This window comes from Pedobacter sp. AC402 (assembly GCF_979252805.1).
Map to the genome: position 1 here is coordinate 138853 of NZ_CEEDAI010000008.1, position 12454 is coordinate 151306.

General features: G+C 36.6%; 13 protein-coding genes and 1 pseudogene. 4 read left to right on the forward strand and 10 right to left on the reverse strand.

The window, feature by feature from the left end:
* Window positions 1-33: 33 nt before the first annotated feature.
* The 3 genes from bioA to AC0IWE_RS09880 are packed head-to-tail and all read right to left on the reverse strand — an operon-like array spanning window position 34 to window position 2698.
* On the reverse strand, window positions 34-1335 hold the full coding sequence (gene bioA / locus AC0IWE_RS09870; protein ID WP_463494093.1) for an adenosylmethionine--8-amino-7-oxononanoate transaminase: 1302 nt from the start codon (window positions 1333-1335) through the stop codon (window positions 34-36).
* A gap of 6 nt (window positions 1336-1341) precedes the next feature.
* On the reverse strand, window positions 1342-1794 hold the full coding sequence (locus tag AC0IWE_RS09875; RefSeq protein ID WP_463494091.1) for an NUDIX domain-containing protein: 453 nt from the start codon (window positions 1792-1794) through the stop codon (window positions 1342-1344).
* Window positions 1781-2698: a cation diffusion facilitator family transporter gene (locus AC0IWE_RS09880; RefSeq protein WP_471792943.1), complete on the reverse strand. Its 918-nt coding sequence runs from the start codon at window positions 2696-2698 to the stop codon at window positions 1781-1783. Before AC0IWE_RS09880 ends, AC0IWE_RS09875 begins: the two co-directional genes overlap by 14 nt.
* A 183-nt stretch (window positions 2699-2881) precedes the next feature.
* Between AC0IWE_RS09880 and AC0IWE_RS09885 the strand changes: the two are divergent.
* A pseudogene (locus AC0IWE_RS09885) lies at window positions 2882-4080 on the forward strand (pyridoxal phosphate-dependent aminotransferase).
* Between the two features lie 564 nt (window positions 4081-4644).
* Here the strand turns inward: AC0IWE_RS09885 and AC0IWE_RS09890 are convergent.
* Window positions 4645-5889, reverse strand: coding sequence for an ABC transporter permease (locus AC0IWE_RS09890; protein ID WP_082458834.1), 1245 nt, complete (start codon window positions 5887-5889; stop codon window positions 4645-4647).
* A 199-nt stretch (window positions 5890-6088) separates the two neighbouring features.
* Between AC0IWE_RS09890 and queA the strand changes: the two genes are divergently transcribed.
* Together queA and AC0IWE_RS09900 are read left to right on the forward strand one after the other, a co-directional pair.
* Window positions 6089-7138, forward strand: coding sequence for a tRNA preQ1(34) S-adenosylmethionine ribosyltransferase-isomerase QueA (queA, locus tag AC0IWE_RS09895; protein WP_055912031.1), 1050 nt, complete (start codon window positions 6089-6091; stop codon window positions 7136-7138).
* 58 nt (window positions 7139-7196) lie between these two features.
* Complete coding sequence (locus AC0IWE_RS09900) at window positions 7197-7862, forward strand: 2-C-methyl-D-erythritol 4-phosphate cytidylyltransferase (protein WP_471792944.1); 666 nt, start codon at window positions 7197-7199, stop codon at window positions 7860-7862.
* Between the two features lie 92 nt (window positions 7863-7954).
* Here the strand turns inward: AC0IWE_RS09900 and AC0IWE_RS09905 are convergent, their stop codons facing one another.
* The 6 genes from AC0IWE_RS09905 to AC0IWE_RS09930 form a co-directional block, all read right to left on the reverse strand.
* Window positions 7955-8113 carry a lmo0937 family membrane protein gene (locus AC0IWE_RS09905; protein ID WP_157255466.1) on the reverse strand — a complete coding sequence of 53 codons (159 nt, stop codon included), beginning with the start codon at window positions 8111-8113 and terminating at the stop codon, window positions 7955-7957.
* A 185-nt stretch (window positions 8114-8298) separates the two neighbouring features.
* Window positions 8299-8520 carry a DUF2795 domain-containing protein gene (locus AC0IWE_RS09910; RefSeq protein WP_010603503.1) on the reverse strand — a complete coding sequence of 74 codons (222 nt, stop codon included), beginning with the start codon at window positions 8518-8520 and terminating at the stop codon, window positions 8299-8301.
* A gap of 85 nt (window positions 8521-8605) precedes the next feature.
* Window positions 8606-9154, reverse strand: a complete 549-nt coding sequence (locus AC0IWE_RS09915) for a cob(I)yrinic acid a,c-diamide adenosyltransferase (RefSeq protein WP_471792945.1) — start codon at window positions 9152-9154, stop codon at window positions 8606-8608.
* A gap of 82 nt (window positions 9155-9236) precedes the next feature.
* Complete coding sequence (locus AC0IWE_RS09920) at window positions 9237-9995, reverse strand: ABC transporter ATP-binding protein (protein WP_055911925.1); 759 nt, start codon at window positions 9993-9995, stop codon at window positions 9237-9239.
* A gap of 114 nt (window positions 9996-10109) precedes the next feature.
* Window positions 10110-10400 (reverse strand): Asp-tRNA(Asn)/Glu-tRNA(Gln) amidotransferase subunit GatC, encoded by a 291-nt coding sequence (gene gatC, locus AC0IWE_RS09925; protein WP_471792946.1) that lies wholly within the window; start codon window positions 10398-10400, stop codon window positions 10110-10112.
* A gap of 2 nt (window positions 10401-10402) precedes the next feature.
* Window positions 10403-11137 (reverse strand): lysophospholipid acyltransferase family protein, encoded by a 735-nt coding sequence (locus tag AC0IWE_RS09930; RefSeq protein ID WP_471792947.1) that lies wholly within the window; start codon window positions 11135-11137, stop codon window positions 10403-10405.
* Between the two features lie 248 nt (window positions 11138-11385).
* Between AC0IWE_RS09930 and trpS the strand changes: the two genes are divergently transcribed.
* Window positions 11386-12384, forward strand: a complete 999-nt coding sequence (gene trpS, locus AC0IWE_RS09935; protein WP_471792948.1) for a tryptophan--tRNA ligase — start codon at window positions 11386-11388, stop codon at window positions 12382-12384.
* Window positions 12385-12454: the final 70 nt, after the last annotated feature.

Consider the following 12454-nt stretch of genomic DNA (forward strand, 5'->3'; position numbering starts at 1 on the left):
AATATTTGCTTTAAAACTCTATTTACCAACAAATTAAACCTCATCCAAAGCTAATTTTATAGCTTCGTATATATAATTCAAATCTTCATCACTGATCACATATGGAGGAAGAATATAAATAATATTGCCAAGTGGCCTCAGTATAATTCCTTTGTCTAAGAAATAAGAATACAGTAAATTACGGAGGTTACTTAAATATGAGGTTTCATTTCCTGTTTCCCACTCAATTGCGATGATCGTTCCAGTTTGCCTAACTGCTTTAACTTTTACATGTGATTCGATTTCTTGGAGAAAAACAGCATGTTTGGCTTCTACACGTTTGATATTTTCGAGGGTTTCGCTTTTTAATAAAATATCCAAACTCGCTAAAGATGCAACGCAAGCAATTGGGTTGGCTGTAAATGAATGGCCATGATAAAGTGTTTTCAGTTTGTCGTCACTTAAAAAAGCTTCAAAAATTTCATTTGTGCAGGTGGTTACGCCTAAAGGCATGGTTCCGCCGGTTAAACCTTTGCTTAAACAGATGATATCGGGTTTATGATCTAACTTATCGCAGGCAAAATAAGTTCCGGTCCGCCCGAAACCTGTCATCACTTCATCGGCGATCGCGAGAATTTCTGCTTTTTTACAAGCGGCCAAAAGCTGATCTAAATACTTGGCTTCATACATCAACATACCACCAGAACCTAAAATAAGCGGTTCGAAAATGAAACAAGCAGTATCTGTTAAATTTGAGATATGCGATGTTAGCGCTGAGATGTTATCCTCGTTCGGAAGATCAATAAATTCTACATCAAATAACAAGCTGTTAAAAGCATCAGTAAAAATACTCCGCCCACTAACCGACATTGCCCCGAAAGTATCGCCATGGTAGGCATTTTTAAATGCCAGTATTTTAGTTTTAGGTTTCCCTTTGTTATCCCAATATTGCAAACACATTTTTAGGGCTACCTCTACTGCTGTAGAACCATTGTCGGTATAAAAAACCTTTTCCTGCTTTCCTGGTAAAATTGGTAAAAGCCTTTCGGCCAATAATACAGCAGGTTCGTGCGTAAAACCAGCAAAAATAACATGTTCCAATACATTGAGCTGTTCAGCAACTTTTTGAGCAATATAAGGGTGAGAATGGCCATGTATATTTACCCACCATGAGGAAACTGCATCAATATACTTTTTTCCGTTTTCATCAAAAACATAAACACCTTCTCCCCTAACAATCGGGATATGCGGCAATGCATTTTTCATTTGGGTATATGGATGCCAGATTACTTTTTGATCGCGTTCAGTTAGATTAGATTGAGCGTTTGCAGTTTGCAGTTCGGAGGTATCTGACATAAATAATTATAATTTGACTGAATATTGTTCTTTTAAAAGTTGAGCCACGGTTTTATCGGTTTTGAAAGTGATGTCTTCGATATTTAAATCCTGAATTTTCACCCACCTAAAAGCCTGGAGAATTTCGCCCTCGCCATCAAAATCATAAATAACATCTTTAAATGCCAGCTGTAAGGGTGCTTTTTCTTTCACTAAATAATATACACTAATTACCTGACTATCATTAAATGAAGATTTTTCGTAGAAATCCGTTGTATAAAAATGAGATAACACCTCAATTTCTGCATCACATTCTTCTACAAATTCGCGCTTTAATCCATCAATTAATCCTTCACCAAGTTCTAAACCTCCGCCCGGAAATTTACTGAAACGGAATCCGTATTCTTCTTCGTCGCTAATCAAAACCTCATCATCGGTATTAATTAACAAACCATAAACCCTTACATTAAAGTAGCTCATCTTCGAAATGTTTTTTATTTTTAATTACTATTTCTGGTGTCCACACAATTTCTTTTTTAAAGGCTTCAAACCTAACTGAACACGCACTCATGTGGCAATAATTGCAACACTTGGGCAAACATGGGTCAGCGTGAATGAAGAGTTCGGCCTTACGGAAACCATTTTTATTGATCAGTTCATCAATTTGGGAAATCTCTTTATGTACTTCGTTCAAATTGAAATAATAGGGTAAAGTTACATGGCAATCGATATGAAATTCAGGTCCGTATTGCTGTGTACGTAAATTATGTACATCAATCCAGGGATTATGCCTGTTTTTTTGCAATACTTCCACCACCTCCTCAACAAGTGTTAAATCGCTTTCATCCATCAAACCTCCCACTGAGCCACGGGTGAGTTTATAACCAGAATATACAATGTAAAAGCCCACTAAAACAGATAGTAAGCTATCCAGCCAAATAATATTTGTAAGTTGGATCAAAATTAACCCCGAAACAATTGCTGCACTTGTGTAAGTATCTGTTAATAAATGCTTTCCATCTGCCTGCAGGGTAACAGAATGTTCATTTTTACCTACATTAATCAGATAAAGGCCAGCAACAAGATTAATCAAGCCGGTAATGCCAATAATCAGCGTTCCTGTTAGCAGTTCGTTAACTGCATGTGGATAGATAATGTTGTATGAAGATTTAAAAATAATAACCACACCAGCTATTAAAATCAGAATTCCTTCTACAAATGCAGAGAAAAACTCAACTTTTCCATGTCCATAAGGATGGTTTTCATCGCGTGGCTGTGTGCTTAAATAAATACTGTAAAAGGCAAAACTTCCTGCAATTACGTTTACAATACTTTCTGCTGCATCGGTCAATATCGCATTTGAACCTGTGACTGAAGTAAGCAACAAATTTGGCCAGCATTAATACAACACTCAGCAACAGAGAAATGATTATGGCCTTCTTTTTTACCGACACAAGGGGATTTTTTTCAAAAATACGCTTATCGGATAAATTAAATGATAAAAACTATCTCTTTTTTAGTGCAGAATAATATTTGGTTTATATATTTGCGCTCAAAGTAATTAACCATGAGCACCTTATCGAAAAGAATCAACAGTTTATCAGAATCTGCAACCCTTAAAATGACCAAACTTGGCCGCGAACTAGCGTCTAAGGGCATTAACATCATTAGTTTAAGTGTTGGCGAACCCGATTTTAATACACCTGATCACGTAAAAAATGCTGCTAAAAAAGCATTAGACGAAAATTACACGCGTTACTCGCCGGTACCAGGCTATCCTGATTTGCGCCAGGCGATTGTTAATAAGCTAAAAACAGAAAACAACCTTGATTATGATATTTCTCAGATCGTGGTTTCAACAGGTGCAAAACAATCCTTATCAAATGTTATTTTAACGCTAATTGATCCTGAAGATGAAGTAATTATCCCTACTCCTTATTGGGTTTCTTACTCTGAAATGGTGACTCTTGCTGAAGGAAAATCTGTTTTTATTGATACTGATATTGAGAGCAATTTCAAAATCACACCAGCTCAATTAGAAGCCGCCATAACACCGAAATCAAAACTTTTTATGTTTTCTTCTCCATGTAATCCAACTGGTTCAGTTTACAGCAAAGAAGAATTGGCAGCATTGGTTGCAGTTTTTGAAAAACATCCTGATATCTATATCTTGTCTGACGAGATTTATGAGCACATCAACTTTGTTGATCAGCATGAATCTATTGCGCAATTCGACAGCATTAAAGACCGCGTAATTATTGTTAACGGTTTCTCTAAAGCTTTCGCAATGACAGGTTGGAGATTGGGTTATATAGCCGCTAACAAAGAAATTGCTGCTGCAAACGATAAATTACAAGGACAAACTACTTCAGGAACATGCGTTCTATTGCACAAAGGGCCGGGATTGTTGCCTATGAGCAAGGCTTGGCAAGTGTTTTGGAAATGAAAGAAGCATTTTTACGTCGTAGAGAATTGGTTTACAATTTATTGAACGAAATTCCTGGAGTAAAAACAAACCTTCCTGATGGTGCTTTTTACTTTTTTCCTGAAATCAGTTCATTTTTTGGTAAAAAAGATGCTGATGGAAATGTAATTAAAGACTCTTCAGATCTTGCTTTATATTTATTAAATGTTGGTCACGTAGCAACAGTAGGTGGCGATTCTTTCGGTAATAACAACTATATCCGCTTATCTTATGCAGCATCAGACGAGAGTTTGGTAGAAGCATTAAGAAGAATTAAAGAAGCTTTAGGCAAATTATCATAATGGGTTTGCCGTTAGCGGTTTTCAGTTAACTTATAAAAAATCCTCCGTTAATTATATTTAGCGGGGGATTTTTATTTACTTTTCAATACCAATTGTCACCCTGAATTTGTACCAAATCATCGTCTTCGTTTGTAACGAGGATGAATGAGAAAGGCGGTTTTATCGCCAAAACCAATCGTACTCTTAAAGTTTATGCTATAACGAGTTTGCGAACTGCAACTGAAAACTAACTTCTATTGCAAATGATTTAATTTCTAATGTTTGCTGTCGTATCGGCCAAACCCGAATATTTTTTGATGATTTGGAAATGAAAGGCAGCATTTCATCGGAGAATCTAGTCCTTCTTTCCGTTACAAGTCCTCGCTACGCTGTGGGCTTTACACTTCAATAAGGTTTATAAACTACGGTAACTGAAAATAACAACCGGTAACCATATCATCGAGAAATCATCGTCCTCGTTTGTAATGAGGATGAAAGAGAAAGGCGATTTTATCGCCAAAACCAATCGTACTCTTAAAGTTTATGCTATAACAAAGTTTGGTAACTGCAAATAATAACTGAAAACTAACTTCTAATCGCTTCCACAGGATCTAATCTTGATGCTGAATATGCAGGCCAAAAACCTGATATTGTTCCAATAATAATCGAAATACCAATACCTAAAGCTATGTTATTTAAACCCAAAATAATATGAAAATCTGTTATAGCACCAATACCCAGTGCGAGTAAAAAGACGAGCAAAAGCCCTAATAACCCACCTAAAATGCAAAGTGAAATGGACTCAAAAATAAACTGAAGTAAAATAAAGTAGTTTTTTGCACCAAGTGATTTTTGAATCCCAATAATATTGGTACGCTCTTTAACCGATACAAACATAATGTTGGCAATACTAAATCCACCTACCAAAATAGAGAATCCTCCGATTACCCAACCCGCAATATTCACCATTTTAAACATCGAATCCAATTGGTTAGAAATAATGGTTGTTTTATTCAGTGCAAAATCCTCTTCCTGTCCAGGCCTGATTCTGTGAATGGAGCGCATTAAACCTTTCAATTCGCTTTCTACTTCCTCTAAACTCACATTATCTTTACCACGTACGGTAATCTGCGGACCGTAGCGTTCATTTTGAATATCTAAAACACCTTTTGCAAATGAAATTGGAATATTAACATTTTTATCAAGCGAAGTACCCAACATATCTTCCCCCTCTTTTTTGAAAACGCCAACTACGGTTAGTCGTCGCCCCAAAATCTGAACCTGCTTTCCAACAGCTTTATCTCCGTCAAAAAGCCCATCGGCAATATCAGAACCTAAAATACAAACTGGTGAGCCGTTTTTACTTTCATTTTCGGTAAAATACCGGCCATCCTGTAGTTCGAAATTCCATGTTTTATTAAAATCGTGAGATGCTGCCCAAACCGAAATACCTTCAACAGAGCTACTTCTGTATTTAATTGTTCTATCATTGGTGGATATTTCGAAGGTAACTCCTTGTGCATTCTCGATTCTTTCTCTAAGTGCTTCAAAATCACGTAATGATGGCTGAGGGCGGTTCATGTATTTCCACCAAGGGTAATTGTCTCCAAAACTCCAGGGCCATTTTTGAACATAGATGGTATTGGAACCTAATTTATCTACACTTGCCTGCAATTTACCACGAAAAGTATCTACTGCAGAAAATACAGCGATAATGGTAAAAATACCAATAGTTATTGCCAGTAGCGATAACATGGTACGCAGTTTATTCTGGCGCAACGCATCAAATGCAAAACGGAAACTCTCGCCTATTAGCCTAAAGATTATCATAATTATGGTTTAGATGCACAGCCATTAAAAAGGTTACACGATCATCAAAACTAATTAATTTTACAGCTATAAAAGCATTTAAACAAGGTATTATTTGATTTAAAATGAGGTAAAACATAATACACCTAAAATGCGTTTGATAAAATAAGGAAAAGAAAAATTAAATTCGTATTTTTGCACCTCAAAAAATTCATCAAGAATGAAATTATCACAATTCAAATTCAACTTACCAGAATCATTAGTTGCCAACAATCCGGCAGAACAACGCGACGAAGCTCGCCTAATGGTTTTACACAAAGACAGCGGTAAAATTGAGCATAAAATTTTCAAAGACGTTTTAGGTTATTTTGATGACAAGGACGTAATGATATTAAATAACACCAAAGTTTTCCCTGCCCGTTTATATGGCAATAAAGAGAAAACAGGTGCCACAATCGAAGTTTTTTTATTACGCGAATTAAACAAGGAATTACGTTTATGGGATGTTTTAGTAGATCCGGCACGTAAAATCCGCGTAGGAAATAAATTATATTTTGGTGACGACGATTTATTGGTTGCTGAAGTTGTGGATAATACTACATCACGTGGCCGTACCATCCGTTTCTTATTTGAGGGTACCGACGAAGAGTTTAGAAAAAACGTTGAGATTTTAGGCGAAACACCACTTCCTAAATACATTAAACGTAAAGCTACTGCTGAAGATAAAGAACGTTATCAAACCATTTTCGCAAAACATGAAGGTGCAGTTGCTGCTCCAACGGCAGGTTTGCACTTTAGTCGCGAGTTAATGAAACGCCTTGAACTTAAAGGTATTGAGTTTGCTGAAGTAACATTACATGTTGGTTTAGGCACATTCAGAACGGTTGAGGTTGAAGACTTAACCAAACACAAAATGGATTCTGAGCAATTTATCATCGAGCCAAAAGATGCTGGTATTGTAAACAAAGCTTTAGAAGAAAAAAGAAAAATCTGCGCAGTGGGTACTACTTCAATGCGTGCTATCGAATCTGCAGTTTCTGCAAACAGAACATTAAAAGCAGCTAACGACTGGACAAGTAAGTTTATCTTCCCTCCATACGATTTCAGTATTGCAAATTCAATGATTACCAATTTCCACACTCCAGAATCTACTTTATTGATGATGGTTAGTGCATTTGGTGGTTACGAAAATGTAATGAATGCTTACGAAGTTGCAGTAAAAGAAAAGTATAAATTTTATAGCTATGGCGATGCCATGCTGATTATATAAGTTTCGCGGTTGGCGTTTAGCAGTTTAGTGCTAAACGCCATACCCTAAACGCTCAAACATGAAATACTACGCTATAATTGTAGCAGGCGGTTCTGGAAATCGGATGCAAACGGAAACCCCAAAACAATTTCTACTGCTAAAAAACCTTCCGGTTTTAATGCACACCATAAAAGCTTTTGCGCAAAGCGATACTCAACCTAAAATTTTATTGGTTTTAAATAAAGATCAGCAGGGATATTGGGGCAGATTATGCGAAGAATTTAATTTCTATGTTCCGCATCAGCTTATCGACGGCGGAACTGAACGCTTTCATTCGGTAAAAAATGCCATTCACGCCATCGAAGAGGAAAGTTATGTAGCCATACATGATGCCGTTCGTCCACTGGTTTCGAAATCATTAATTGATAGCTGTTTTAGTGCGGCACAAACACAGGGAAATGTAATTGCAGCTGTTCAATCGAGTGATAGCGTTCGCATGCTTAGAAACGATAAAACGTCAGCTTTAAAGCGCGATGAAATTTACCTGGTACAAACACCTCAAACTTTTAGTCTTAACACCCTGAAAGAAGCTTATAATCAGGATTTCGATAGTCGTTTTACCGATGATGCCAGCGTGGTAGAATCAATCGGCCAGGAGATCAATATCATTGAGGGCGAAAGGGGTAATATTAAAATTACCTATCCTATAGACCTGGAACTTGCAGAGTTGCTATTGAAAAAATAAAAACATAAAAAAGGAGTTTCGTGATGAAACTCCTTTAATAATACATCCATTTTAAACTATATCGCTAAAAATGGATGACGGCGCGATATATCTTATGCTGCCCTGCCGATAACTTTAAGCAGAATTGCAATTACTGCGATTACCAATAAAACGTGGATGATTCCGCCTACTTCGCCGAAGCCGTGAAACACAAATCCTATTACCCATAGTATTACCAATACTACTGCGACTAAATACAATAAATTTCCCATAGTGTTAATTTTTTTAGCAATGTTATATTAATGATCTATTAACACACATGTTTTAGGTTTTGTTTAAAAAATGTAAAGATTTTATAAGTTATTGTTATAAATGCACTGTGAATGAGCGTTATGAAATTACAGCACATAAAAAAAACCTTCCAGTTGAGCTGAAAGGTTTCTTATCATTTTTAATTTTAGTATTCATCCTCATTAAAGAAGAAATCTTCTTTAGTTGGATAATCAGGCCAGATTTCCTCAATTGTTTCATAAGGTTCGCCATCATCTTCTAATGCCTGTAAGTTTTCAATTACTTCTACTGGGGCACCAGAACGGATACCATAATCAATTAATTCGTCTTTAGTTGCAGGCCATGGTGCGTCTTCCAAGTGCGATGCTAATTCTAATGTCCAATACATATCGTCAATTCAATTAAATTCTTGTTCTTATTATTGCGCAAAGTATATTAAAATTTTTGAGCAAAACAAACTTATTTTTCCACTATTAAACACGCGGAATCCAAATGTTTTCTTCTGCCTTATAATACATGGTCAGTTTTCGTGCCAAAACGAATAAATAATCGCTTAAGCGGTTCAGGTAAACTGTTACATGCTCATCTACAAAGCTATTTTCTGCAAGTTCAACTGTCAGTCGTTCTGCCCTTCTACAAACACATCTTGCAATATGGCAGTAAGAAACGACAGTATTTCCGCCAGGCAAAACGAAATGCTTTAAAGCTGGTAAGGTTTCATTTATGACATCCATCTCATTTTCAAGCAGGGTAATATCATGATCATGAAGATCAGGAATTTTCATTTTCGACTTTCCGGGATCCGCAGCTAGTGATGCACCCACTGTAAAAAGCCTGTCTTGAATTTCTTTTAACAACTGCTGATCATGTAATTCAATATCCTGGCACATGATTAAACCTATATACGAATTTAATTCATCTACAGTTCCATAAGCTTCGATACGCAAATGGTATTTAGGCACACGCGTACCGCCAATGAGTGAGGTTTGGCCTTTATCGCCTGTTTTTGTGTAGATTTTCATTTAGAAAGGTTTAAAAAGAAGGTTTAAGGTATTGAGGTTTAAAAAGCTTTAAACCTTACGCCCTCCGCCTTACATCTTAGTGCTAGTTAATTTTTTCCCAGTCGCTGCCATTGTCTTTCAATGCCTGCAAGCGTGGAGATACATTTTTAATGTCGGTATTTAAGTAATCGTTTTCAATCAATCCATCACGCATACGTACAATTCGGTGTGCATGCTGGGCAATATCTTCCTCGTGTGTTACTAAAATAATGGTATTGCCCTTACTGTGAATTTCTTCAAGCAAACCCATAATTTCTACTGATGTTTTGGTATCGAGGTTACCTGTTGGCTCATCAGCAAGTATAATGGAGGGGTTATTGATTAAAGCTCTTGCTACAGCCACACGCTGCCGCTGCCCACCTGATAATTCGTTTGGTTTGTGATCCATACGGTTACCCAAACCAACATTTTCCAGGGCTTTGGCAGCCCTTGCATCCCGGTCTTTTTTGCTGGTTCCGGCATAAATTAGTGGTAAGGCAACATTATCTAAAGATGTGGAGCGTGGTAATAAATTAAACGTTTGGAAAACGAAACCAATTTCCTGGTTGCGCACTTCAGCCAAAGCATCATCGCTCATGTGGCTTACATTTGTTCCATTTAATATATACGTTCCGCTTGAAGGTGTATCCAAACAACCTAAAATATTCATTAAGGTTGATTTTCCTGAACCGGATGGCCCCATCAATGCTACAAATTCACCTTTATTGATATCTAACGAAACTGATTTTAAAGCATGAATCACTTCAGATCCTATAACATATTTACGGCCGATTTCTTTTATAGTAATGAGTGGTTTCTCCATGTTTTTTCTTTTTTAGACAAGCGTTAAGGGCTAGATGTTACAAGAGGGATTAAAATTAAGTACAAACTTAATCTTAAAGGATGCTGAATTAAACTCAGCATAACGATTACAGCATTATTTTTCAATAATTTTTGGCACCATAAAAAATTGTTCGGTATGTTTTGCGGCATTTTTCAAACCATCGGCTGTAGAAATTTCTTGTTTAACCACGTCCTCACGCCAAACATTTATGGATTCGTTCATATATACCAAAGGCTTAACATTTGAAGTGTCTAACTCATTTAATTTTTCCATGAAAGATAAAATTTTATTCATTTCAGGAATTAAAGTATCCACTTCTTTATCATCAATATGAATTCGGGCCAGATCGGCTATTTTATGAATGGTTTTTGCGTCTAAATTCATATTTATACTAATTTACTGTCAATCAATTTAAAAACCTTTTCTTTTAATACATCAGAATCAATATCAGTCAAGGTTGAGGTATTAATTGGTTTGTGGACGTAAATATCGCAAATTCCGGGCTTACTTCCATACTTTGCACCATCATCCCAGTTAATTTTCCAAACATCGGTGATACTTACGGGTACAAGCGGAATATTTTTATCAATGGCCAGGCGGAACGGGCCATTTTTAAATTCGCCCAGTTTTGGAGGATAATGATCGTCTATTTTACCTTCCGGAAAAATGACAAGACTCATGCCCTTTTCTAAATTTTCGCCTGCTTTTTTAAAAGCTTTAAAGGCAGAGATTTTGCTATCACGGTTTACGGAAATATCAATGGTTCTAAAAAAAACGCCTAAGACAGGATTATTCAGCAATTCATCTTTTCCCATAAAATGAAATTTGCCGTGCCCCATGATACAGAAAATCATGATATCCAAGTTGGAAGTATGATTGGCACAATAGATATAAGTTTGTTTTGTATTTAGCGGCTCTTCATATTGATACCGGAAAAATACACCTGAAAAAAAACTACATAGAAAGCTATTGGCTTTTCTACAAAAATTGAGGATACCATAGTATTTCTCATTACGTGATGTAATGTAGTATAGAGGATAAAACAGAGCGAAAAAAAGAGTATCCAGAATAAAAACCAAACCCGGTGTACTTGCCTCAGAAAGTGAATCATAGATAACCAAAAATATAAAATAGTTTCATATTTCAAACTACTGATTGCATTCGGCAAAGTTGTGGTTGTATTACATCAACACCAGAAAAAATAGTTGACGGAACGCTAACCGGTCATTGTTCAAAGATCTCTCCGCTACGGTCGAGATGACGACTATAAACATAAACCGTAGGTCATACCGGTGTTAAAAAAAATCTTCCCATTAAAATTAGTACGATTTATGATTTGCTTGTATTTTATTTTTAATTTCGTGCCATTATGAAAGAAACAGTGGTGAGCGGCATCCGCTCAACAGGAAAATTACATTTGGGTAATTATTATGGTGCGGTTAAAAACTTCGTTCAAATGCAGAACGATTACAATTGCTACTTTTTTATTGCCGATTTACACTCATTAACTACACACCCTACTCCTGCCGACTTGCACGGAAACATTAAACACGTTTTGGTTGAGATATTGGCAAGTGGCATAGATCCAGAAAACAGCACCATATATATACAAAGTGATGTTCCTGAAATTGCTGAGCTTTACTTATATTTAAATATGAATGCCTATATGGGCGAGCTTGAGCGCAGTACTTCTTTTAAAGATAAAGTTCGTGCAAACCCTGATAACGTTAATGCTGGTTTACTCACCTACCCGGTATTAATGGCTGCTGATATTTTGATCCATAAGGCTACAAAAGTACCTGTAGGGAAAGACCAGGAGCAGCATTTGGAAATGGCCCGTACTTTCGGAAACCGTTTCAACAGATTATACAATACCGAATATTTTCCTGAGCCATACGCATTTAGCTATAGCGACAAGCTGGTTAAAGTACCTGGTTTAGATGGTAAAGGTAAAATGGGTAAATCAGAAGGCGAAGCAAATGCCGTTTACCTTTCGGATGATCCTGAAACAATCCGCAAAAAAGTAATGAGAGCTGTGAGCGATGGCGGTCCGACAGAGGAAAACCAGGTAAAACCTGAACCTATTCAAAACCTTTTTGATTTAATGAAAGTGGTTTCGAGTGCTGATACCCATGCCCATTTTGAAGATTTGTACAGCAAAATGCAGATCCGTTATGGCGATTTTAAAAAGCAATTGGCAGAAGATATGATTATTGCTACAACGCCAATGCGCGAGCGTATTCAGGACATTGCCAAAGATGATTCTTATTTAAGGCAAGTTGCTAAACACGGTGCATTAAAAGCACGGGAAAGTGCACAGAAAACCATCAGGGAAGTTCGCAGTTTAATCGGGTTTAAAAGTTTTTAATTATTTTAATAGATTTGAGAAGTGGACATTAGATTGAGACACTACATTTCTCATCTCACATCACACATCT